The 24,025-nt window shown below is 60.0% G+C and carries 16 protein-coding genes, 1 tRNA gene and 2 pseudogenes; 12 read left to right on the top strand and 7 right to left on the bottom strand.

Annotated features, from left to right (window positions below):
* Positions 1 to 16: 16 nt before the first annotated feature.
* Both ACVWYQ_RS18470 and ACVWYQ_RS18465 read left to right on the top strand, forming a co-directional pair.
* Positions 17 to 384, top strand: a pseudogene (locus ACVWYQ_RS18470) (thiaminase II/PqqC family protein); the annotation flags it as partial.
* Positions 369 to 456: transfer RNA gene (locus ACVWYQ_RS18465), tRNA-OTHER, on the top strand. The pseudogene ACVWYQ_RS18470 and the gene ACVWYQ_RS18465, both read left to right, overlap by 16 nt.
* Here the strand turns inward: ACVWYQ_RS18465 and ACVWYQ_RS18460 are convergent.
* On the bottom strand, positions 413 to 2,071 hold the full coding sequence (locus ACVWYQ_RS18460; protein ID WP_456727195.1) for a recombinase family protein: 1,659 nt from the start codon (positions 2,069 to 2,071) through the stop codon (positions 413 to 415). The genes ACVWYQ_RS18465 and ACVWYQ_RS18460 overlap by 44 nt on opposite strands.
* A 541-nt stretch (positions 2,072 to 2,612) precedes the next feature.
* On the opposite strand from ACVWYQ_RS18460, the gene ACVWYQ_RS18455 reads away from it, so the two are divergent.
* From ACVWYQ_RS18455 to ACVWYQ_RS18440, 4 genes are read left to right on the top strand one after another with little or no spacing between them, the layout of a single operon-like run.
* Positions 2,613 to 2,915, top strand: a complete 303-nt coding sequence (locus tag ACVWYQ_RS18455; protein ID WP_456726252.1) for a hypothetical protein — start codon at positions 2,613 to 2,615, stop codon at positions 2,913 to 2,915.
* Positions 2,912 to 3,343 (top strand): PIN domain-containing protein, encoded by a 432-nt coding sequence (locus ACVWYQ_RS18450; RefSeq protein WP_456726251.1) that lies wholly within the window; start codon positions 2,912 to 2,914, stop codon positions 3,341 to 3,343. The genes ACVWYQ_RS18455 and ACVWYQ_RS18450 overlap by 4 nt, the downstream gene beginning before the upstream one ends.
* 9 nt (positions 3,344 to 3,352) lie before the next feature.
* Positions 3,353 to 4,741 (top strand): SIR2 family protein, encoded by a 1,389-nt coding sequence (locus ACVWYQ_RS18445; protein WP_456726250.1) that lies wholly within the window; start codon positions 3,353 to 3,355, stop codon positions 4,739 to 4,741.
* A gap of 1 nt (position 4,742) precedes the next feature.
* Positions 4,743 to 6,737: an ATP-binding protein gene (locus ACVWYQ_RS18440; RefSeq protein ID WP_456726249.1), complete on the top strand. Its 1,995-nt coding sequence runs from the start codon at positions 4,743 to 4,745 to the stop codon at positions 6,735 to 6,737.
* Positions 6,738 to 6,930: 193 nt separating this feature from the next.
* On the opposite strand, the gene ACVWYQ_RS18435 is transcribed toward ACVWYQ_RS18440, so the two are convergent.
* Positions 6,931 to 9,669, bottom strand: a complete 2,739-nt coding sequence (locus ACVWYQ_RS18435) for a hypothetical protein (RefSeq protein WP_456726248.1) — start codon at positions 9,667 to 9,669, stop codon at positions 6,931 to 6,933.
* Between the two features lie 257 nt (positions 9,670 to 9,926).
* Here ACVWYQ_RS18435 and ACVWYQ_RS18430 point away from each other — a divergent pair, with 257 nt between their 5' ends.
* Entirely contained in the window at positions 9,927 to 10,415 is a 489-nt protein-coding gene (locus ACVWYQ_RS18430) for a DUF2937 family protein (RefSeq protein ID WP_456726247.1), read from the top strand.
* 74 nt (positions 10,416 to 10,489) lie between these two features.
* Here the strand turns inward: ACVWYQ_RS18430 and ACVWYQ_RS18425 are convergent, their stop codons facing one another.
* The 3 genes from ACVWYQ_RS18425 to ACVWYQ_RS18415 all read right to left on the bottom strand — a co-directional run bounded on the left by ACVWYQ_RS18425 (position 10,490) and on the right by ACVWYQ_RS18415 (position 13,303).
* A complete protein-coding gene (locus ACVWYQ_RS18425; protein WP_456726246.1) occupies positions 10,490 to 11,530 on the bottom strand; it encodes a hypothetical protein in 1,041 nt (346 codons plus the stop codon).
* 97 nt (positions 11,531 to 11,627) lie between these two features.
* Positions 11,628 to 12,527 carry a S1 family peptidase gene (locus tag ACVWYQ_RS18420; protein WP_456726245.1) on the bottom strand — a complete coding sequence of 300 codons (900 nt, stop codon included), beginning with the start codon at positions 12,525 to 12,527 and terminating at the stop codon, positions 11,628 to 11,630.
* 209 nt (positions 12,528 to 12,736) lie between these two features.
* Positions 12,737 to 13,303: a hypothetical protein gene (locus tag ACVWYQ_RS18415; RefSeq protein ID WP_456726244.1), complete on the bottom strand. Its 567-nt coding sequence runs from the start codon at positions 13,301 to 13,303 to the stop codon at positions 12,737 to 12,739.
* A gap of 179 nt (positions 13,304 to 13,482) precedes the next feature.
* Between ACVWYQ_RS18415 and ACVWYQ_RS18410 the strand changes: the two genes are divergently transcribed.
* From ACVWYQ_RS18410 to ACVWYQ_RS18400, 3 genes are all read left to right on the top strand, one after another.
* A complete protein-coding gene (locus ACVWYQ_RS18410) occupies positions 13,483 to 14,679 on the top strand; it encodes a Fic family protein (RefSeq protein ID WP_456726243.1) in 1,197 nt (398 codons plus the stop codon).
* Positions 14,680 to 15,020: 341 nt separating this feature from the next.
* Positions 15,021 to 16,097, top strand: coding sequence for a DUF6035 family protein (locus ACVWYQ_RS18405; protein WP_456726242.1), 1,077 nt, complete (start codon positions 15,021 to 15,023; stop codon positions 16,095 to 16,097).
* Positions 16,098 to 16,224: 127 nt separating this feature from the next.
* Positions 16,225 to 17,706, top strand: a complete 1,482-nt coding sequence (locus tag ACVWYQ_RS18400; RefSeq protein WP_456726241.1) for an RES family NAD+ phosphorylase — start codon at positions 16,225 to 16,227, stop codon at positions 17,704 to 17,706.
* Between the two features lie 286 nt (positions 17,707 to 17,992).
* On the opposite strand, the gene ACVWYQ_RS18395 is transcribed toward ACVWYQ_RS18400, so the two are convergent.
* The gene (locus ACVWYQ_RS18395; RefSeq protein WP_456726240.1) at positions 17,993 to 19,420 is read right to left on the bottom strand and encodes a hypothetical protein; all 1,428 of its coding nucleotides are present in this window, start codon (positions 19,418 to 19,420) and stop codon (positions 17,993 to 17,995) included.
* A 24-nt stretch (positions 19,421 to 19,444) separates the two neighbouring features.
* Positions 19,445 to 19,993 carry a hypothetical protein gene (locus ACVWYQ_RS18390; protein ID WP_456726239.1) on the bottom strand — a complete coding sequence of 183 codons (549 nt, stop codon included), beginning with the start codon at positions 19,991 to 19,993 and terminating at the stop codon, positions 19,445 to 19,447.
* A gap of 511 nt (positions 19,994 to 20,504) precedes the next feature.
* Between ACVWYQ_RS18390 and ACVWYQ_RS18385 the strand changes: the two are divergent.
* Both ACVWYQ_RS18385 and ACVWYQ_RS18380 read left to right on the top strand, forming a co-directional pair.
* Positions 20,505 to 21,697: pseudogene (locus ACVWYQ_RS18385) on the top strand (DUF932 domain-containing protein).
* A gap of 171 nt (positions 21,698 to 21,868) precedes the next feature.
* Positions 21,869 to 24,019 (top strand): ParB/RepB/Spo0J family partition protein, encoded by a 2,151-nt coding sequence (locus tag ACVWYQ_RS18380; protein ID WP_456726238.1) that lies wholly within the window; start codon positions 21,869 to 21,871, stop codon positions 24,017 to 24,019.
* The last annotated feature ends 6 nt before the right edge of the window (positions 24,020 to 24,025 follow it).

Genomic DNA, 24,025 nt, shown 5'->3' with positions numbered 1-24,025 from the left:
ATAGGTCGAGTCTGTCCCGAGCGACCTTGAACAAACCCCGCAGGCGGTCGAGACGCTGGCCTATACACACTACGTGCTCGACGCAGGAACGGCTGGCACTCAAGGTGGCGCTTGCCCCCTGTGTGTGGGTACGCGGAGATCGCAACGCGACTCGCCTCGCGACCCGATGCGGCCGCTGCGACGAACTGCTATCGCGTTTGGATCGCCGAGGACGCCGGCGTGCCGTACCAGGAGGTCGCTGCAAAAGCGCGGGCGCACATGGAGCATCTCGCCGACCTCTACGCCACGCCGGCCCGCGAGGCAGAGCTGATTGCGATCTTCAAGGAAGCCACCCCACTCGAGGCAGACTTCTGGGAGATGGACTGGCGTGCGGGCCAGCGTGTTAGAATAGCCCTTTCGGCAATCATCAGGCTCATAACCTGAAGGTCATAGGTTCAAATCCTATCCCCGCAACCACCGACGCTTGCGATAGCAAGCCGTTCAGAGCCCCGGCCTCCGAAAGGAAGTCGGGGTTCTTTTTGCCTGCCGCAAACCGCAGGATCGCGGCTAGGTCGCCGCGCAGCACGATCGCGAGTTCCTCCGCCTCGGGCATCAGCGTCACCTGATCGACGAGGGTACGGAGAACCTCCGCTGCTTCCCCTTTCTCGTCTTCGCTTTGCAGGCTTTCGTACAGCGCGGCCACACGCTGCCGATAGATCTCCGCCATGTTGGGATGTAGGAGAGGCGGCGGCTCTTCTGCGTTCGCGAGCTTCTCTCGTACCTCCACCTTTCTGGCCTCGAGCCGCTTCATGTCCTCGACAATGGCCTCGATCGGACCTCCAGCCTTGATGGCGGCCACCAGCTTTCCAAGTTCACGTTCAATGCGCGGAAGCTCGTTCCTCATCGCCGCAAGGTCCGCTCCTCGGTCAATCCGCAGCCGGTTCACCTCGCGGGTAAACTCATCGCAGAACTCTTTGAACAGCTCTGGTTCCATCAGATGCGTGCGAAGGCCGCTCAACACAGAGGTCTCCAGCGCATCGCGCCGGATGTTCAAACGATTATTGCACGTTCCCTTATTGCGAGCCGTTGCGCAGCCGAGCAGGTCCTTCGAAATCATCGTGTACCCGCCGCCGCAGCATCCGCACTTCACGAGGCCGGCGAGGAGGTATTTGGGCCGATGGCGCTCATTAAGCCTGTTCTCGCCAGGCGCTGAAGGCTCGTAGGCGAGCGTCTGCTGACGCGCCTTGACCGCATCCCACATTTCCTGATCGACAATGCGCAACTCGGGGACTTCTTGGATCACCCATTCGGATTCAGGATTCAGCCGAGAAACGCGCTTTCCGGTATCGGGGTCTTTAAGATAGCGGAGCCAATTCCACACGAGGCGACCCACATAGAGCTCGTTGTTGAGGATGCCAACGCCGCGCTTTGGGTTGCCGTGAATGGTCGATGGCCCCCATTCAGCGCCTTGCGGTCCAGGCACACCTTCGCGGTTCAGCTCGAAAGCGATTGTGCGCGAGGACTTGCTGGCAAGGTAGTCAGCAAAGATACGGCGAACGACAGCCGCCTCGGCCCCGTTGACGGTGCGGTCACCTCGGATCGGCTCGCCATTAGCGGCGAATTGCTTGACGACGTCATAACCGAAGCACAGCCCGCCGCCCGACTTACCGTCCGCGACGCGGCCGCGCAGACCTCGTCGCGTCTTGTCAGCGAGGTCCTTCAGGAACAAGGCGTTCATCGTGCCCTTCAGCCCGACGTGCAGATGCGTGACGTCTCCCTCCGAGAGGGTGACGATCCGCACGCCGGCGAAGGCCATGCGCTTAAAGAGCCCGGCAATGTCCTCCTGATCGCGGCTGAGTCGGTCCATTGCCTCGGCAAGCACCACCGCAAACTTCCCGCGCATGGCGTCGCTGATCAGTTCCTGGATGCCGGGGCGAAGTAGCGATGCACCGGAGATCGCCCGGTCCGTGTAGCTGTCGACCACCGTCCAACCTTGCTTCTCGGCGTGGAGGCGGCAGAGCCGCAACTGATCTTCGATCGATGCGTCGCGCTGATTGTCGGACGAGTAGCGGGCGTAAAGTGCAATCTTCATGACGCCTCCTTAGTCCGGGAGGCGGTCACGCTTCCGGCGGTCCGTTTCGGCCTGGATGAAATCCCGCGCAGCTTGCCGGGCGAGCAATCGCACCAAATTAATAAGGCGAGGATCGGGCGTAGATGCGACGTATGCGACCGTGGCTTCGGGCGCCGCATCTGCGACCACGCGAAGCTTTTCGGCTGTCGTTCCTCTCGATCGCGCCATCGCCGCGTCCTTGCCGTTGCGCGGATCGCTCCGCACCTCGACAAAGATGGCGAGTTGCGGCCGCAACGCAAGAGAAAATATCTAGCGATATCAGTGACTTGTGTCGTAGTCGTGCGCTGATCCGAGATAGGAAGCGTAGCGGATCGGGAAATCGCAAAGTGGAGCGCACGAAAAATATTCGCGTGATCGCCTCCGCTAGATGCAATCTGTTTGAGCGCGACGTCGGACAACACTACCGACCTCTATTACTGCTGCTGAGGTCAAATGAGGCCTCGCAGTCTTGCGGCAAGCGGAAGATTCGGCTATATATCCAGATATACCATGGAGGCGATCCGTGAGCAATAGTGCGCAGAAAAGGGCGATCGAAAATTACCGATCCAGGCTGACCAAGCGCGGCATCGTGCGGTTCGAGCTCCAAGCACTCGAGACCGATCGCGATCTCATCAGAACGCTCGCCCGGAAGTTGACCGAGGAAGGGCCGGACGCCGGGCATCTCCGACGCGCGGTGCAGCAGGCCGTTTCTGGCGAGCCGCCGAAGCCCGGCGGCATCTTGAGTGCGTTGCGTCGCTCGCCGCTCGTTGGCGCCGATCTCGACCTGACGCGCCCCCGTGAAGAAGGGCGTAAGGCCGATCTGTGACGCGCTATCTTCTCGACACCAACGTCATCAGCAACATCGTCAAGCCGAAACCGTCAGAGTCACTGTTGGCCTGGATAGGCCAGCAGCGCGATGAGGATTTGTTCATTGCTTCGCTAACAGTCGCCGAAATCCGACGCGGTATTCTGGAGAAGCCGCACGGCAAGAAGCGCGATGCGCTCGACGCCTGGTTCGTTGGTCAAGAGGGACCGCAAGCGCTGTTTGCGGGGCGTATTTTGTCGTTCGACGACAAAGCAGGCCTGGTCTGGGCGCGGCTGATGGCGGAAGGGAAGGCCGTCGGACGGCCTCGCAGCGGACTCGATATGATCATTGCCGCTGTCGCGGGTGCCAATGACTGCGTGGTGGTGACGGACAACGAAAAAGACTTTGCTGGACTTCAGATCATCAATCCATTGCGCGGCGACTTGTAGGGGAAATGCATGACAGGAGGAGCGCCTGAACCCATCGAGTATCAGCTCATCGGCCTGACTGAGGACGGCAACGCAGGCGACCTGCTGCTTGGGCTTGATCAGAAGCAAGGGCGCATTCGCCTCCAGGCGCTGATCTCCGAATGGCTGCGTATGGAGAATCTCGTCGTTCTGACGGGATCTGGCACGTCGGTTTCGGCTGGCGGGAAGACCATGGTGAATCTTGAAACCGCCGTCTTCGAGACGATCGAGGCTCTCCCCGACGTGCCCGCCTCAGTCGGCCCTATCATCAAGGCGCGTCGGGATGCCGTCTCATTGGCCGACTTACTCGATGAGCCCACCATGGGGTTCGAGCAGTGGCTATCATTCGTTGCCAATTCCCTCGTCGTTGGTAACTCAAAGGACGCACCATTTTCTGGCGTCACCTGGCCGGGCACGCCAGCTCCAAGCCTTGATGACCTCCAATGGTTTGTTGATCGGCTGCGCATGTCGATCTTCTCGGAATGCGCCCTGTCTTTGCCTGACACCGCCAAAGCGAAGTCGGCAAGCGAGATCGCGCCGCAGCTCGCATTTTTGTCCAAGCTCGTCGCGCGTGACAGCAATCTTGGCCGAACTCATCTCTTCACGCTGAATTACGACACGCTGTTCGAGCAGGCGTTGGAGTTGCTAGGCATCCAATATTTCGACGGCTTCACCGGCCGAGCAGCCGCTCGCTTCGATCCATCGGTTTATGGGCTCGACGTCTATTATCCGGGTGAGGTTGCCGAAGGGCGAGTGCGGCGCTTCGACAAGTTCCTGCACTTCTACAAACTGCACGGATCCATTCATTGGTTTGAACAGGACGGTGAGATGCGCGCGCGGCACCCCGACCTCGTCCCGTTCCGAACCTATGCAGGTTTGAACCGGGATGAAAAGGCAGCAGTGCTCGTCAAATTGACCGGCGGAACGCCATCGGTTGGAATCCTGCCGACTGCTAACAAGTTCGCGCAGACCCTGACGATGCCCTATGCGCATCTCTTCCGGTCCTTTCAGGTGCGCCTCGGTGTCCCCCAGACCTTCCTGCTCGTTCTCGGTTACGGCTTTGGCGATGATCACGTTAGTCGCATCATTGAGAATGCGCTCATGAATCCGTCGTTGGTGATGCTCGTGGTCGAACCTAATCCAGCCAGCCCGGTCATCGAGCGGGTACGCCGCTATAAGGACCTCGGCAAGCGCGCCTTCGTCTTGTGCCCGACGGATGCCGCCTTTGCTGCTAGCAAGTTCAAACACGCGACGTTTGATGATTTCGCCCGCTCGGTAATGCCCGACGTGCAATGGCTGGACGACTTCCTGCGCCTGCGGCGATTCGAAAAGCAAATAGCTTCGTCCGCGACGCCCGCTGAACCCGCTCCGGAGGCGTGAGATGGATAATCCACGTCTCGTCGGCCATATTGTCTCGGTTCAAGGCTTCCGGGTGAAGGTGGAATTGCTGCCCGAAACCAGATCGGCCCTGCGCGCGACCCTTGATGGGGTTCAGGCTGCGATCGCGATCAACGCGTATCTGACCTTTTCGTTGGGGGCGGGCGAAACCGTCATTGGCATCATTACTGATCTTGAGGCACGTGAGAGCTTCGATCCCACCAGCGGCGATGAACTGAGCCTGGAACTCATGAAGCCGCGTCGGACCGCCAGCGTGCAGTTGCTGGGTACCATCGAGCATGCCGATAATGAGCCGTCTTTCAGTCCGGGTATATCCATTCTGCCAACACTCGATACACCGGCGGAAATCGGATCACCTGACATCTTGCGCGCCGTGTTCGAAATCCCGCCCCGTCGCAACAGGCCGGAGGGTTATGATGCGAGGGACTTTGACTGCGACTTGAAGATCGGATTTCCGACGGGCCAGGCGCGTAACGTCGTCCGGGCGTCCTACAATGACCTGTTCTCGAGGCCCTTGGCCATCGTCGGCAACACCGGGTCAGGCAAGTCATTCTCGGTGTCGAGCCTCATTCAGAAGGCCATGAAGGCGCTCGACGGCGCAGCAGAGGAGCCGCATGTCTTCATTCTCGATATTAATGGCGAATACGCCAAAGCCTTTCCTGCCGCAAAAGCAGCGGTTCGTATGCCGGATCGCATCTATCTCAATGGCAAAGAGTTCAGCGTCCCGCTCTGGTTCCTGAACGCGGAGGAGATTTGTGCATGGCTGAGCGCGGCGGAACAGACACAGGAACCCGTGTTGAAAGACTGGTGGGCGATTGCGAAGGGCGGCAACGCCACAGCTGCGGCCAGTCTCGGTTCATTGCAGAATGCAATGAGCGCGCTCGATCAACTTCTCAACGAACTTACAAAGATCAAGAAGAAGGCGGCGGGTTCCTATTGTGACGCCGTTACCGGCCATCTTGCGAACACCGATATCGACACCACGGCGTTCGACAGACTGTTCACCTCACATCGCTCCGCCAACGACTACAACACCGAGGTCATGAACAATCAGGCTGTGATCGCGGCCGAAGCAGAGAAGCTCAAGGACGCCATCCGATCCAAGATTGTCGGTGGGCGTGATACAGCGGAGGCTGGCGCGCGCACTGCGGACTCTCCACTTCCGATCGCGCGCTCGACATTAACCGATCCATCACTGATCAACCGCGCCGTATCGAAGGAGGACACCTTCCGGGTGGACGCCCATCTCACCACGCTGAAGCTGCGTTTGAAGACCCGCCTTGATGACCAAAGGTGGCGTGCGTTCCTCAACTATGAAGACGCTGACACTGCTATCGCTAGTTTGTCCGCCTGGTTCGCTCGTTTCGGATTGGGGGCTACGACAGGTCCAAAGGTGTCGGTGCTCGATCTTTCGATGCTGAGCAACGAAGTGCTGCCCTATGCATGTGCCGTCATCGGGCGCGTGTTGCTGGAGGCGCGGGAACGCTTGCCCGCTGCGTCACGCTACAAACATCCGTGGGTTCTCGTCCTCGAAGAAGCGCATAATTATGCCCGACCGGCTCGCGCGGACGAAGATCGGGGTCATCGACTGGCGCGACTGACCTTTGAGCGTATCGCAAAGGAAGGGCGCAAGTTCGGCCTGTCGCTCATCATCGCCAGCCAACGTCCGAGCGAGATTAGCCAGACTATCATCAGTCAGTGCGCTAACTTCATCAGCCATCGTCTCCAGAATCCGGACGACATCGACCATTTCCGTCGCATCATCCCGATGCAAGCCCGGCGCTTGCTCGATCAGGTAACGATATTGTCGTCAGGCGAAGCGATTGTCTTCGGCAGCGCGTTCCACATCCCGACGCGAGTGCAATTCGATAGGCCCGATCCCAGCCCCTATAGCCAGACGGCGGCGCCTTTCCATGAGTGGTCGAAAGAAAAAGCCCCGTTTCCGCTCGCACAAATTATCGATGCTTGGGGGGCCTAGCTCAACGTTTCTCGATGCCTTTGCCGGAACTTGTCACGGATCGATTATGCAGAACCGGTCTCCTCGGCGAAAGTAGTTGAAGTAACGTGTTCGAGGCGCTTCCCGTTGGTTCTTAAAAGCAACACCCGTCAATCAGTGTCGAACGCTTTCCACTTGCGTCGAGAAGCGGGCGACACGGATTGGGATGCGTCGGTCAAGTAGATCGTCGTGATCCCACTTGCCGTCCAAGTCCGGCGTCGTTGAGCCGCATATCTAGCCGGGCCGCTTCGACGTCCTTCTGACTCGCTACACGAGCCTCGACGAGATCCTCGGTGGCGTGAGCGTCGCCAAGGTCGGTCCGGATGTCATAACGCAGTTCCAAGAATTCGCTGCGAAAATGGTCCGCCCGGAGTCGATCCAGTGCCTTGTTGATCCAGACCAACGCTTCGGCTGCGTCTCCCTGCGCACGCCGCGCGCGCGCCATGAGCCTCTGGAGCCACTCGCTCGTCTCAAGCTCCTTCCGCTCCCGCAGGACGGCCTCGCCTCCGGCCGGCCGACCCATTTCGATCAGGAGTTCGGCGCGCCGCTGGAGGTGGAAAAGCTGTGGTCGGACCAGGGACTCATGGAGGGCGAGGGCCTTGGCATGGAAGCCGGAAGCGTCGGCACCCGGCAGGCGGGCTGCCTCGAAATAGACCTCAGCCCACGCAAAACGATCGCTGTCGGTCTGCAAGCCTTCTAGCGCGGGCTCGGAGAGCTGCTTGAAGATGCGCCCAAACATGACCGGCTCTTCGGTCGAGAGGTAGCGCCCGAGCGCAGCGAACGCACGAATCGCTTGCAGCACGCCGACATTCGCTGCCTCGACGATCGTTCGCTCGATTGCGTCTGCATGGCGTCGGATAAGGCCTGCTCGCCAGTTGCCTGAGCCCCATGGCAAGCGCTCGATCACACCCAGGAGAACCGAGTAAGTCACGTTATCTTCGCCGGGAGCGCGAGCGAGGATTTCATCCACCAGCTCAATCGCCCGAGCCACTTTGGCGGGATTGCCCCGGTAGATATCGATCAACTGCAGGCGGGTTTCGTGCATGGGCGAGGGCCCGCTCAGCACCTGCTCAAAGAGTTCGGCCGCGGCGGCGGAGTCACCAAGTCTCTTGAGCGCCTTACCCTTGTGATGCTGCACTTCGGCAGCCTGCCTGTCGGTGAGCCCGGGAAGTCCGGTAAGTGTGTCGAAGGCTGACAGGCGTTCCCGCAGCCGGGCCTTAGCGATCTCATCGCTTTCCAGCTTGTCGTAGAGGAACAGCTGCTCGATCGCTTCGATAATTGCCATTAACGCCAAAGGCGCCGGCGTGCGTCCTGCCAGCGCGTTGGCGTCGGCCAATGGGTCGCCCGCGAGTTCGGGCCGCAGTTCGGTATGATCCGATACCGTGAGCAGCGCGTAACGGAACGCGGCGGAGCGAGCTCCTGCAGCAATCAGCTTCTTGAGCTTAGGGAGGAGGATGCGCCCGATCGTCCAAAGACGCAGACCAGGCTCACTCGCCGCGACGTGCAGATAGGCCTCCAGCGCGGCATCCAGCTCGACGCGCCGCTCCGGGGGACACCAGCCGCCGCCGCTCAGCGCCGCGTACACGACATCGTGGAGCCGAATAATCCCGCTTCGGTCAGCAGCTGTAAGCCCGTGGCTGCGGAGCTTGCGAATGCCGAGCGGCTGGACGACATACTCGAGAAAGTCCTGCCCGCAAGTTGCTTGCTCGGCCCAGGCGAAGACAGACAGCTCGCGCTCGAGGGCAGGACGCAGGCGCCCCAGGAGCCGGTCGGCGAGGCGCTGGCCATGATGTTCCAGTTCGCCGACAGCCCGACAGTCAAGAACGATCTCGTCCCATGTGGCGCCCTGCCGCACGGCAGCGCTGATCAGACCCAGGGTCAGCGGATGGCCGCCCACCGTGGACCAGATGATGTCAAACACATCAGCTGGGCACATCGCGCCATCCCGGTCGAGCAGGCTCTGTGCCTCCCCACGAACTAACATTGGCAGTTCGTATGAGCCTGGTTGTGCCGACCGCTGCGTGAGGATGATCCGTGAGCGGGGCCCGCAAAGTTCACCAAGGCGCACCGTCGAAAGACCGGGTTCGGCGTCATCGATTACTAACAGACAGGCCCCGGTGCGCAGCAGCACCGTGACGTTCCGGGTTTCGCCGCCTCGCACCAAAGGGAGGGCCTGGAGATCCTCGGGCCGACGGACTTCCCCCGCGTCTAGCCAGATCACGAGGTCGTACTGGTCTTCGTGGTCCGTGGCGTAAGCGGCAGCTGCCGCTGACTTGCCGAGCCCGGCGATACCGCTGATGGTCACCACTGGACTTTCCGACAGGCGCCGCGAGATGTCGGCGTCGACATCTGGGCGAACAATGCGGCTTCGATCCGGGGCGGGGACCAGGCGGCTCACCGCCTCTTCATCCTGGATCCTCTGTAGCTCGGGCAGGTATGGAGCGAGCCTTCGAACAACAGTGTCGCTGAAGATCAGCTTTTCGATCAGCTGGGTCGCGATCTCCTCCGCGCCCCACAGGTGCAGAGTCTTGCCCTCCATTTCCGGCCACGTTCTGACGGCGCTTTCGAACTCCTGGGCGACTTGAGGCCGCTTTCGCTGGCCCGACAGCAGGAAGATGTCCCGTGCGGACGGTTTGCGATTGAGCGCCTTTCTCAGATCGTTATCCGCCTTGGCCATCGGGCGCTCAAAATAACCACGAGCATCAGAGTACTCGGCGACTATCCGGCCGTCGTCGCTGACTGTGTCGACCACGCCGCCAACGGCATAGCCGACCAGATTGGTCCCTTGATGGTTCAGAGGCACCTCGAGCAGGGCGTCCAGAAATAGTCCGGCAAACCTCTCGAAATCGGTGGCGATGTAGCCAACTGCACCAGCCAGACGGTCAATTTGCGCGACCTTGCGCTTTGGGTTCATCCTGAATTCTCGACTGGTGACACAGCTTCCATTCCCGCCGCATATTGTAGCACATCGTCCAACATTTCGATTGCTCTCGAGCGAAGCTAATCGGTGCATAGAGCCCGCTACAGGTCTCCAAAACGGGCTGAACGCCCTCGGCCGACTGGGGCGGAAGGGCGGGCCGACAACCACTTCTTGTGATTGGACCCGAATGACCGAATCGAGGTTATTGAAACCTTCAAAGCGGTGGTCTCGACGCCAGAAGGAGTGGTGCAATGCAACGACTCTTTGCGGTTTTGTCGCTTCTGGGTGCCTTGCTGTTTGCGCAGATTCCTGAGCTTCTGCAACAGTATAGGCAGCGGCTCGGTGGCGCAGCCGACGAGCTGACAGTCATTGTGCGCAACTTCGACGAGGACTCCCGCCGCTCGGGTTATGACCGATCGGGCGCACTCGGTGTCATGGCGAAAAACCCAGAACAACTGGTGCGCGACCAGGCGCAGCGAATGACGGAATATGTTCGAAGGCTGGAGCGGCTGAACGAGCAGCAATCGGCTTTGGCGAATGGCGTCACGCCTGCGGCCATCCTGGCGGTAGCGGTCGACTACGACAAGCCGATCATGGCGCAAGCCTGGAGCGCCTATGCGCCCGCGCTTCCGACGACCCTCACGGGCATTGTATTTGCGATCATTGGCTGGTGCTTGTCTTATGCTGCACTCTTGGTTCTCGGCGCTGTTGTCGGCTCACGAGGCAGAGTCGCTGCGTGATCCGACGAAACCGAGATTCATCGGCAGGAGTACAGCAAACTGAGCCGTCAAGCTCCGCGCGGCGTTTCTATACCTCAACTCTTATTTGCCGTCTTCACCGCGAGCGGCTGCTGGACGAAGCGCCATAGCGGCAACGCATCACTTTTGTAGTCGGACGATATCAGTGGCGCGAACCAGTTGGGCCGATGTTCAAGTTCAATTTGCACTGAATCCGGTTCTCCGTTGGCCCGTTGCGAATAGTGGCGGGAAAACATCCGGCTCAGCGTGCCGATTATTTCAAATCTCTCAGTGTCCTCGTTGAGCCGTTCGTCGGGCAGCCAAGAAAACTCGATCGCCGACAATCTTCCGTCAGTCACAATGGCCTTGGTCTCCTGCTCGGCCCATTCCCCGAGATTCATGAATATCCACGCGATCTCTTGCTCGTCCGTACGCGTGAGGACACGATCCTCACTGAGCATCGTGACCTCTCCAGCCGTGAAAGGCGCCATTCCGTCGGGGCCGATGGCGTTGGGCTTGTCGGCGGTTAGCCGAAGTGTGAGCGGCGGCGTTGTGCCGATTGTCATATCGCCGAGCCTGCCCAGCTCATTGAAGCGGACGGCATGTTTCATGTCGAGCTTGAGGTAGCCATTTTCGTTCAGCAGATCGTGCGGGGACACCAGCGTCCAGATGCCCCATCTGGCCCAATAGACGGCTACCTTGAGCGTGGCTCGTGTTGCCCGCGCGTAGCTGTCGAGCGAGGACAAATAAGACGGTGTCATGATCTGACGTTCTTGCCGGACCGGATCCGCCTCGTAGACGTTCTTGACTTCGACCAGCCATTGCTCGTCGTCTTCCAGTACGATCCGGAAATCGGGCGCCCGATATCTGCCGACAGGATAGACGCGCCCGGTATCTTCGACCTTCATCAGCTTGTAATGACCAAGCGCCACCACCATGGCTTCGAACATTGCCGCTGTTCGTTGGCCATGTATTAGGGTGTCATCGGTCAATGCCTTGTCGAGCTGCGCGCCGATCGCCGCGAGGAATTCCTGGGCTGTCTGGGGTGCCGTTACGGAAATCTTTCGCTCGCGGCTGAAGCGGGCATAGAGATTGAGAAGATCAAATGGTTTGCTCATGTCGGCATCGTTGACTTGAATGCGTGCGTGGGAAAGGTCGAGCCCACGACTTGGTGAAATCGGCATACTTGGTCGGCTTCCAATCTAGCTGACCCGCCTAATCGGCCGAACCAATAAAGTCATCTGAGCCAGCCCTCAGGGAGCCAAAGCGAACCGAATAGTCCGACGCCAGCGTCGCGCAGATTTCCTCTGCCCTTGCGCGGTCGTTGGTCATTGCCGCAACATGCCAGGGAGCGTTGCGCACCACCGCCCAACCGCGCACCCATCCTGGGTTCGATGGGTCGACGTGAGGGAGGTTGCGTTGAAGACCCGGGATCGGCGCAAACCAAAAGGCGTAGGATTGCGCACCGTCGCTTCCCGGCTCGTCGCTTGAGCTGACGAGGCCGATCACCTCTCCGTCCTGGTTGAACACGGGTCCGCCGCTCATACCGCCGGGCCAATGGCTGTCGACCGCAAATGTCGGCCAAGGCCGATGTTCGCGGCCACTCGGCAGCACTGCGGTTACGCGGCCAATAGAACCATACATGCGCTCGGCGAGAACATCCGCGTCGATCTCGCGGTCCCGTATCGATTGCAGTTCGGGAAATCCCATCGCCATGACCTCATCGCCGACCTTGGGCCATTTCCCGGTCAGCCGCAGGGGAAGGAAATCGCGTACTGCGTTCAAGCGCGTGTTGTCTGCTTTGAACGACAGCATCATGCAGTCGAGTGACATGCGGCTCGAGTCACGGTTGAGCAGCCGATCAAGGGCAATGTCTTCTGGCGGGGTGCGAAAGGCGGTCGCGGACGCAATCATCACCATCCCGTCGACCCCGATCGGGGCACGCCCATAGACAAGCCCCGGGTTGAGAAGACCGACAACCGTCGACCGCGGGCGCGAAGGCCCGAGCCATGTTTCAAGCACGTGCTGCGCGGTCAGATATCCTCCGAAGGGGTCGATACGGAACGCCGTGCCGAGACCAGAGACGCGGTGTGTGTGGTTGTCGATTGCCAGCAAGGAGATAATCGGATGGCGAACCCCCGTCGGGTCTTGGACCAGAAACTGGCGGGGATCGTCTCCGGTTGTGGGGGTGACTGGAAAGGGCATCGCCCAGTCTAGCATGGCAAGGCGAGTCGCCCTAAGGCGCATTCAATGTGAAGGCTCATCCGAGTCACAAGGAAACCGGCGCCGCTTTGTTGAAACGCCGCCGGTTCCTTGTCAAAGATCTAGTGAGCGGCGGCACCTTGCTTGATCGCAGAGGCGAAGCCTTCGATGACCCGAACAAATAGATCGGGATCACGCAGTGCGTTCTTGAGCTTCTCAGCCCAATCCGGATTGGACTCCGTCCACTTAATCAGCGCGGTCGCCTTGACGCCGCGGTGCTTGATCAGGAAGTTGGAAATCTTTGCCGGCACTGCTCCCGCGACAAAAGCAGCGTTAGCCGGTTCGGCGCGCGCCAGAAGAATGAAGGCCCGTGAGAAGCTCGCGAGGTCGTCCTCTTCCGCGAGTTTGGTGAGGAGGTCCAGTACGGGCCCGGAGGGAGTTGTGTAGGCTGCCGAGCCTTGGGATGCGATCGCCTCGGCAATACGGTGCAGTGTTTCTGGGGGCATGCTCTTAATTCCTTCGTCGAGGCCGGCGAGCGCTTTGGCTTTTGCCCTGCGATCGGCGGCGAGGTTTCTGATGTCGTTTGCGTCTTGTTCGGTGGGCACCCACACGCGGACTTCCTGCCAGCCTTCAGCCAAGCGAACGTCGCGCTGCCGTTTTACTCGTCTGACTACTGTAGGATCGGCCACGAAATGTCCCCGTACTGTCGTTACGGAACATAAGTCGTAACGACAGTACGTGCAAGCGGTTCCTAAGAGATGGAACTCAAAAACCTTACGTAGGATCCCCCGCCAGCCGCTTTATTGAAGTATACATAAATAACCTTTATTATGGTGCCCGATACTAGCTCCTCTGCGAAAGGTTTCCATTGAACCGCGAGAATCTCATTCACGCCGTGCGGGAACAATTGAAGCGGCTACCGGCCCCCCATGCCGCGCATTACGGCGTGGTTCCGCTGCCCCCGCCTGAGGATGGCGTTGCCGTGGGGGCGGTCCTTGCCCGGCTCAGGGCGGCGGATGCAGCCCTGGTGCGCACCGAGACGCTCGCGGCCGAACTAAAGGACCCGTACCTTATAAGCCGCATCTTGCCGCGGCGGGAAGCTGTCAGCAGTTCGGCGATCGAAGGCACCAACAGCACGCTTGACGAATTGCTGTCCGGTGAAGAAAGCGAAGATTCCCAGCAGGGCGAGGCGGTAGTTCAGGTGCGTGATTACGCGCTCGCGCTCGATGACTTCCTGCCTCGGGCCAGACAAGAGAAACTGGAAATCTTCACAAGCGGTTTGGTGCAGGATCTGCATCGCGCCGTCATGCGCGGCGACGCCGAATACAAAGACAAACCCGGCGATCTTCGTCAGGTTGTCGTCTGGATCGGCGGCAGGGGCGATATCGCTTACTCAACCTACAATCCGACACCACCGTCGGACATTGCCGCGTGTCTTGAGGACACGATGAAGTACATGCGCTGCGAGGGCATGCAGGCAATGTACCAGAGCTTCATCGTGCGAATGGCGGTCGCGCACGCACATTTTGAGGCGGTCCACCCGTTTCGTGGTGGCAATGGCCGCGTTGGCCGTCTGCTTTTGCCATTGATGATGGCCGCCGAAGGCATGATGCCGATTTACCTGTCGCCGTACATTGAAGCCCACAAGACAGCTTATTATGAGTCGCTCAAGGCGGCTCAGCAGCGCCTCGAATGGCATGAAGCGGTCGGGTTCATGGCGGATGCGATTGTCGGCACCACAGATGAGCTCCTGAAGACCCGCGCCGCTTTGTCAGCACTTGGCGATCTATGGCGGAAGCGGCGGAAGTTTCGCCAGGGTTCAGCCAGCCTGCGCGCACTCGATGTTCTGCCGCACTATCCGGTGCTGACCGTCAAGCGTCTGGCCTCGCTTCTCAGCATTACGGTGCCTGCAGCCTCGCAAGCGGTAGAGCAACTGGTCGAGAATAAAATCTTGAACGAGCGTACCGGCTATGCGCGCAACCGCGTCTTCACCGCGCCCGACGCGCTGTCGATCATTAACCGCCCCTTCGGCGAAGAACCCATTCTTCCCGGTGCGGACACCTGACGGCCGGCTGCCCAGCTGACAACCGGTGGCGCCGCGAGTTGCGGCTTCGCCCCGCCGTCGGTCATGCCGTCGGCTCGGACTTCCTTGAGACCCAGGCGATTTTCCGTAGCGCGCGATCCCACAAATGCTCAATGATCACGCCGGAGGAAGGGGGATTCGGTAGATGGTCAAGGCGATTCTCCGAAGGACACTCAAGAGAGTGGTTGACCTTGCATCGATGCACAGCATCACGAGTGATGCGCTCATAGCGATGAGCAAGGACGATTATCAGCTTCTCCGTCGCGCGGCGACGCGCGCGCGGCTCGACAGGAAAGCGCGTTTCGTCTGCACGAAATGCGGACATGCCGTCTATGCTCCGCGCGAAGGCCGGAACCGGCCAGCCTTACTGGAAACACCACCCGGGTGCCCCACAAGTTTGTCCCTGGTGGACGGGGACGCCGGCCAGCGTCGATATCGTTAGCGCGCAGCAATTTGACGGAGCGCAGGAAAGCCCGCTGCATGCTAAAATAAAACATATCGTAGGTGAGTTATTGACCAACGATCCGCGCACGACCGCAGGAAGCGTCGTTGTCGATGAGTATCTCATCCTAGAGAATGGCCGACGGCGGCCGGACGTACGCGCGATCTATGATGGCATGCCACTCGTCGTGGAGGTTCAACTTGCAACCACGCAAATCCCCATCATAGTGCAACGCGAGGATTTCTATGAGAACGCGTCCATTCGCCTGATTTGGCTAACTTGGAACTTTGAGCCACCCACGAGCGGCCGATTACTCAGTTCGTTTGAGGACATTTTCTACTCCCACGACAAGAATTTGTTCTCAATGGACGATGAAACGATAGCCCTTTCCAAACAGAGGCAAGAAGTCATCTTGCGCGCGTTCTGGCTGGATGAAGACGCGTGGCGCTCGAAATTGGTCGCGCTTTCCGACCTCAATTGGATCGAGGGAGGGCGCGCAAACGCGGTCCCGTCAAGGCCGCCTTGGCATCATGACTTTCTCTCACGCTGGCGCGGCGCGCTCGGAGAGAGAGGTACGAAATGGAAAGAGCGTGAGGCCCTCTTTGCCGAACTCGTCGCCAAAGTCGAGATTGCGGGGAGCGACGTCAAGGAGCTGCACGAGCTCGACGTGGATGCACTGATCAACTGCATGCTTTCCCTGGTCGACGGTCGGCCGGTCGGGTCGCGGCAGCAGAATCTTGTCGAGGTGCTCAACTCCTTTCTCAATGTCGATCGACGACAGCGTTATGTGCGCCTCATTCGCACCTTCGCCCGACTGACCAACAGGGACGCTCTCCTTGAAATCGACAGTGTTCGCAACAAGATCGCCAAAGCACGCACAATGGCGCAAGACGATCGCCAAAGCGTGTCAGGAAAGATCGCGCTCGCCTTGTTCCCGGAGATATTCTCGTCAGCTTGAGGCAATGCCAGCAGCGTATCGCAGCGCTTGACGTATTCTGTAGCGCAATCAAATGGATCGAGGATTGCGGACAGGGTCAGGTTGCCTGTGGGGGCAGCGACTTGGTAGGAGACGATGGCGCAACAAGGTGGAAAATATCGTGCATTCGGTAGATAGTGACGACCTCGCAGCGAAGCACATATGCTACGCCTGCATTGGCGAGCAGTATCTAAGCGATGAAGTTCGCGCAATGGGCAAACGCGCCAAGTGCAGCTATTGCGACAAGACACGTCGCACCTACAGCCTTGGCAAGATGGCCGAGCGTTTGGCGACCGCGTTCGAGCAGCACTACTATCGAACATCAGATCAACCGAACGACTACGAATATATGCTCCAGCGCGACAAGGAGCTGAGTTACGAATGGAATCGACATGGCGATGATGTCGTGTACGCCATTCAAAACGCCGCCGAAATTCCTGAAGACGCGGCCCAGGACGTCCAGTCAATCCTGGAGGAGGAACATAGCGATTTCGACAGCGCGGCCATGGGTGAAGAGACGGAGTTCGCGAGCGATAGCTATTATCAGGAGAAAAAAGTCAGCGATGATGTCTGGCGCGAGGAATGGCGTCGGTTCGAGAAATCTCTCAAGACCGAGGCGCGCTTCTTCAGCCGCACTGCAGCTACGCATCTGGCGGCCATCTTCGACGGGGTCGATGCTTTACGGACGCGGCAGGGGCAGCCGCTTGTCGTAGATGCGGGGCCGGGTACGGGTTTCCATACACTCTTTCGTGCCCGGGTGTTCCAGTCCGAGGACAAACTCGAGGCGGCGATGTGCCGGCCCGACCTCCAGCTCGGTTCGCCGCCGGCGCTGTTGGCTGCGGCAGGTCGCATGAACGCGCGGGGCATTTCCGTGTTCTACGGCGCCAACGACCCCAAGGCCGCCATCGCCGAGGTGCGGCCTCCGGTTGGAAGCAAGGTTGCCGTGGCGCAATTCAACATCATCCGAAAACTCCGGCTGTTAGATCTGACGGCGCTCAAGAATGTCCAGATGCGTGGAAGCATCTTTGACGTCGATTTTGCGCGCCGGCTGGAACGAGCGCAATTTCTGAAATCTCTGAGCAGCCGTATCACCCAACCAGTCATGCCCGACGATGAGCCTTTCGAGTATTTGGCAACTCAAGCCATCGCCGATTTTCTCGCAACGGAATCCTCTGTGCCCATCGATGGCATTATCTTCCCGTCGGTTCAGGTCGCCGGAGACGTGCTCAACGTCGTCCTATTCCACAAGGCTGCGCGCGTTGAGGCGATGGAAATTCCGAGCGGGACCGAGATCAGAGCCAGGACGGGGCAAAGTACCGCGGAGGGGTGGGAAGTCGATTACTCCGTATTCGAGGAGGTGCCGCCGGCGCCAAAGGTTGATGAAGAAAAGGAAAGATCGCCGGCATGGCCCGACTTCGATGCCATGCCGGCATTGGCGGGAGCACTGGTCGATTCCGATCCGCGGGAGCCAAGTCTTCGCGTGATGCCGGACAGCGTTAGCGTGCACCATGTGGAGGGCGTCGTCTTCAAGACAGACGAGTATCAGGTGCGTCGTGCCCGCTGGGAGAAGGACGATCGATCGCCGTTCTAAATTTACACCCGGTCATGAGAAGGTGCATGGCGGCGGCGACGACTACAGGCGCTGACGCATGAGGCCTTTCGCAGGCCAGAAGCAGTGGCACGAAAATTCCCGCGACGACCGCGAACGTACCGACCAGAACAGGGGCACGAATTACGGGCGCCAGCGCCGGCCTGCAACTCAGGGAATAGCTTTCATTGGCGGGAGACAAACCCCAATACCACTAGCCACGCACGATGCTTCGGAAGATCACATGGTGCGCGCTCGCCCAGCTCATTGCCTCGCCCTCAACGCGGCTTCAATGATGGTCCCGATGCAGATTCAGTTTGAGCTTGTCTTGGTATACGCCAATCCGCTTCTTTGCTCGCTCAATCACGTCACCGAAGTGGAGCAATTCAAAATAGGTCTCACCCAGCGGCTGCCGAGTGCGAGGGTCCAAGAGGGCGCTTGATTGAAACCATCCCTGGCCGACTGAAAACGGAGTCCAAGTTCCGCTCAGACGCAGGGGATTGATAGTGTCGCCGATAAGATATCCGTAGAATTTCCTCAGCCTGCCTCCTGACTTGGCCGCAAGCAAATGAGCGTACTCTGAAAGGTCGCCGACATGTTCGTCCGTCGATAATCCCGGGGCCTTGAATTCGACGATGATGGCAGAGCCTTCCTTGCTGAACAGAGCAATATCTGGCCGCTTGCCACCATTGTCATCCGCTCGCTTGGCAAGCAGCTTTTGAAACTCCTGGTCGATGTCAGTTTCGAAAACACTTTCGCTGTCATTCCAGCGGATGCTTGACAGCGGCACGTCCGAGGCAATGTAGTCGTAGTAGTGGTATTCTTCACTCAGGAGCCAAATGTCGTGGTCAGCGATCTCCGTGCTGTCTCTCCGCATCGGAAAGAAGATGCTGTGGATGATCTTCTCGTCCTTCCGGCGACCACCCTCCGCAACTGCCTGTCCCGCGAGTTGCTTACGGCACGCAAGATCGAGAATCTGTACGATAGCAGCGCGGCGGACTATCAATTGCGATAGGTTCGCCATGTCAAATGCTATGAGGGATGACGTATATTTCCACGAAAGCTCGTTGATCTTAGCGCGAAACTGCTCCGAATCCGGCTCGGCCTTTATAATTTCCTCTTTGAGTTTGAAGATCTCCGCGGTCTCATCAATGATTCTTTCCTGATATTTTTTTAGAACGCGCTCAGCGACCGACTGGGCCGCTTCGCCATAAACGATGCGTGTCGAGGTATCTTGGAGCATCGCCTCGCTGACACCAAACTGGTCAGTGACTTGCTTCAGAACGTCGTCCTTGTCCCAATCCGCGGGGACGACCATCTCCTCGATGATCGGATCAATCGCCTCGTGAATTGCTGCGTAAGACAGCTTTTCGACTGAAAACATGTCTCCGCTAGGTATCTCATCAGGAATGTTGTCGAAGTCGTCGCGCTGCTCGTTCACGCGCTGATCGAGGTGGTCGCTTTCGACCAGCACGATGTGGTGAAATCCGCCGACCGGATTGTTTTGCTCCGTTCGGGTCCGCAGGTAATAAGAGGTGATATCCTTTACCGGGGAAGATTTCGCGCAAAAGGCGATGGCATTCCTTGGAAGGTCGAAGATGGTCGCATCAAGCTGATAGTGAGAGAGTTTGAATCTCTGGTGCGTTCCCAAACCATCGCCGCTCCTGGGATCACGTTCCTCAACTTCTGCCTCCCGCTCGGCCGTGACTTTCGGCAAGTCGGAATGCCTCAACAGCTCGCTCTACTCGCCCTCTTTCCAATGGCGAGTGGTGAACCTGATCTCGAAGCTCCCGAGCCGACTCGCGAGGCCGACCAACCTCTGAAGGAAGGCAACCAGCATTTGCTTCTTCAGAACCGGCGCGGAGAACAGGGCGCTGGGCGGCTCTGAGCGCTGAATACGCGTGAGAGCGGTATCCTTGAATTGCTCCAGCCGTACGATTGTCCCGATCGCGCTTTCACTTCCTATGCTGGTCTTAAAATCTTCAGGGTCGATCTGCTTCTGCGGCTCTGACCAGCGCAATTGGCGCCTCAGAATATCGTGTTCGTTGCGATAGGTACTGTCGATCGCGAGAGCAGAGAAATGGTGGAAAAACTGGATTCGTCCCGCACCCTTGCACTGACCAATCCCGAAGATCGGAAGGTCGTCCTTGTAGGAGGTGTCCTTGGTCAGAAACGCCTTTAGCTGATCGTCTCCCAACCCGCATCCATTGTCTTTGCAGGAAACGATCATGGACTCGCGATCATCAAACATGTCAGCTCGAATAAACTCGACGTCGATGTCTACCAGCATGTCCGCTGCAGAGGCGTCCTCGTGCTTGCGGATCAGGAACGAGTCGATCGCATTTGAGATCAGTTCCTCAAAAACAACATACCGGTTCGAGCTAATCTTCGTATTCTTGACGCTGCCGATATCGAGCGTCGTTTGGTTTCATCGCTTACGTGGTGATCTCTGAAGGATAGTTCAGACGATGTGCGGGACATCAAGTCAAGCTGCCGTATGGAAATGTTTGAGGTACCCGCAAACTCGGACTAGTTTTCCGTTCGCCTCGTTTGCGGTGCACTAAACTTTCCGAGCAGATCCATCGGGTTACGCGACCTGTTGCTCTGATGACATTCTGAACGCCGGGGAAGACCCTTGAGGGGAAGGCCTTCCCCTGCGTCCGAGCCCACCGGTCTCGGCCGACCCCTTCTGCGGAGGGAGCCCCGCAACGCCCCCATTAGAGTGAGAGGGCGGACGGGCTTTGCCATGACGGGTTGAAGAACGGAGGAGAGGCCTCCGGCGCCTGTCGTGGAGATGACCCATGACCCAAGTCGAAGTTTTGAGCGCCGGCCGCGATCGCGTGGGTGGCTACAAGGTGGACGTGACCCGCGGGACGCGCGTCGGCCGAGTATCGTCGGAATGGTTCTCGCGGCCAGCAGACGAGCGCTATCTATCCCTGTCGGACCTCTATGCCGCAGTGGACGGACCGAGCGAAGTCGGACCCGAACCGTCGAGAGCGCTGCAATCCGGGTTGAAGCCAGCCGCGACGATGCCGAGCGCCTGGCCCTGGTGCTGCCTGGCTCTGACACGCCGATTGCACCGACCCACTGGAGTTTCGGCCAACTCGCCAGCCTGGTCGGAGCGCCAGCGGCCTACCTCCGGCAGCTTCCGGCACCGCTGGCCGGCATCAACCTCCAATTTGGCCTCAGCTCTCATCGCGGAGAGCAGGTCAAGACGCTGGAGATCGAAGATGGTCGCGTTGAGCTTCGCGCCGTTACGGGCCCAGAATATGGCCGGATCTTCGACCATGAATTGGTTGAGGCCGTTCAGCGCATCGCCGGCAATGGCACGGGCGACACGCGCTGGAAGGTCCCGGGCGTTCTCGACTGGTCGACCGGCATCTATAATCCGCATGTCGACGTCAGCCAGGATACGACGACGCTCTACGCGTCCGACCGCGACGTCTTCCTCTTCCTGGTCGACGACCTCAACCCGATCGAGGCCGGCCGGCTGCGTGATGGGTCGCCGGACCTCTACTTCCGCGGTTTCTACTGCTGGAATTCCGAGGTTGGCTCGAAGACGCTCGGCATGGCGAGCTTCTATCTCCGCGCCGTCTGCCAGAACCGCAATCTCTGGGGTGTCGAGGATTTCGAGGAGATCACCATTCGCCACTCCAAATACGCCGCCTCACGCTTCGCGCACGAGGCGGTGCCGGCGCTGACCAACTTTGCCAATTCCTCAGCGATGCCCTTCGTCAACGGCATCAGGGCGGCGCGAGAGATGATCGTTGCCCGCACCGACGACGACCGCAGCGAGCTCCTGCGCAAGCGTGGCTTCTCGAAGAACGAGACGGCGAAGATCATCGAAACGGTGCTGGCCGAGGAAGGACGAAAGCCCGAAAGCGTGTTCGATTTCGTGCAAGGCATCACAGCGGTTGCGCGGGGCAAGACCCATCAGGACGCACGACTCGATCTGGAGGCGCGCGCGAAGAAGTTGCTCGACCGCGCAGCCTGATATCCGGAAAGCCGGAGATGCGGAACGGCGTATCTCCGGCTTCGTGCGTTTCCCGTTTTCTCGATCGTGGTTTGCGGCGCTGCCCTTGAGAGGAAGAGAGCGGCGCTGCGCTTCGTGACGGGTTGGAGGCCCAGAGAGAGTCTTTGGGCCGCCCGTCGCGGAGTATCACTCATGGCGACTGCCGTTCAGAAGATCACCCTCTCATCCTCGCGTGACATCCCCTTCAACAAGCTCGTGCTCAGCCAGTCGAACGTCCGACGCGTGAAGGCCGGCATCTCGATTGAGGAACTGGCCGAGGACATTGCCCGGCGTACCTTGCTACAAAGCCTCAATGTCCGCCCGGTCCTCGACGCCGAAGGCGCCGAGACCGGCATGTTCGAGATTCCCGCTGGCGGGCGCCGCTATCGGGCACTGGAGCTGCTGGTAAAGCAGAAGCGTCTGGCAAAGTCTGCGCCGGTGCCTTGCGTCGTGCGCAATCCGGCGACCGACATTTTGGCCGAGGACGACTCGCTTGCCGAGAACATCCAGCGCGCGCCGTTGCACCCCCTTGACCAGTTCCGCGCCTTCCAGGCGCTGCGCGAGAAGGGGCAGACCGAGGAGGACATCGCCGCTGCCTTCTTCACCTCGGTCAATGTGGTGAAGCAGCGCCTGCGTCTCGCCGCGGTCTCGCCCGCGCTGCTCGACGTCTATGCCGAGGACGGCATGTCGCTAGAGCAGCTCATGGCCTTCACCGTCACCGCCGATCACGCGCGCCAGGAGCAGGTCTGGCAGGCGATCTCCGGGTCGTGGCAGAAGGAGCCCTATCAGATCCGCCGCATGCTGACGGAGAAGACGGTGCGCGCCTCCGACCGGAGGGCCGTATTTGTTGGCCTCGATGCCTACGAGGCGGCCGGCGGAGTGGTGCTGCGCGACCTCTTCCAGTCCGACGACGGCGGTTGGTTGGAGGACGTCACTCTGCTCGACAGCCTGGTTGCTGAGAAGTTGAAGGCAGAGGCGGAAATAATCGTCGCCGAAGGCTGGAAGTGGATCGAGGTCGCCGCGGCCGATTTCCCCTACGGCCATACCAGTGGCCTGCGTGAACTGGACGGCGTGTCCGCTGGTCTCACGGTTGAAGAGCAGGCAACCATCGAGGCGCTCAACGCCGAACAGGCCAGGCTCGAAGCCGAGTATGACAGTGTGGACGAGCTCCCCGACGGGGTTGACCAGCGACTGGGTGAGATCGAGACGGCTCTCGCCGCCTTCGACGATCGACCCGTCAGCTATCAGCCGGTCGACGTTGCCCGTGCGGGCGTGTTCGTCGGTATCGACGCCGAAGGCAGGCTGTCGGTCGATCGCGGCTATGTGCGGCCCGAGGACGAAGTGCCCGTAGTCGAGCCGGGGCAGGGTGACGACGGCGAACCCGCCGCCTCGCCTGATCCAGATGGCGAGGGGCCCTCGGTGCCGGTCATCCAGCGCGCCGTCATCACCGTCGGCGGTCAGGCTGCGGAGCCCGAGGACGAGGATAACGACGTGGTCAAGCCGCTGCCGGACCGCCTGCTGACCGAACTCACGGCCGAGCGGACCTTGGCGCTGCGTGACAAGCTGGCGACCATGCCTTCGGTCGCCTTCCAGACGGTGCTGCACAAATTTTGCCTCGACGTCTTCTCCCGCTATTTTTCCCATGGCACGGCGATGGAGGTCTCCGTGCGCAACGTCAGCTTCCCGGTGCAGGTGCAGGGGCTGAAGGACACGCCGGCGGCCAAGGCGATCGACGCGCGCCACAAGACCTGGGAGGAGCGGATGCCGAAGGACAAGGCGGGCCTCTGGGATTGGCTCACCGGCCTCACGGGCGACGAGCAGGCGGCGCTCTTTGCGCACTGCGCCTCGTTCGGCGTCAACGCGCTGTACGAGAAGGGCGACCGCTACGGCGGCGCCGTCACGCCGCACACGGTCGAGCAGCGCATCACTGAGGCCGATCGCATGGCCAAAGCCGTCGACCTCGACATGGTGGAAGCCGGTTGGCGTCCGACCGTCGAGAACTATCTCGGCCGCGTGCCGAAGCGCCGCATCCTGGAGGCGGTGCGGGAAGGCGCAGGCGAACGAGCGGCCCAGCTCATCGACCATCTGAAGAAGGGCGACATGGCCAAGGAGGCCGAACGTCTCCTGGCCGAGACCGGCTGGCTGCCCGAGCCGCTGCGCATGGCCGGCGCCGACGTGGCGGTGTCGGTCGATGCCGCAGAGCCCGAGGGCGCTGGCGCGGCGCTGCCGGAATTCCTCGCCGGTGACGACGAGGAAGCTCCGACCGACGAACCGGACGAGCCGCACATGATCGCTGCCGAGTAGAAAGGC

The organism is Bradyrhizobium sp. USDA 3397 (assembly GCF_054060965.1).
The sequence above is the reverse complement of the archived record's forward strand: the minus strand, read 5'-3'. Positions and strand labels throughout refer to the sequence as shown.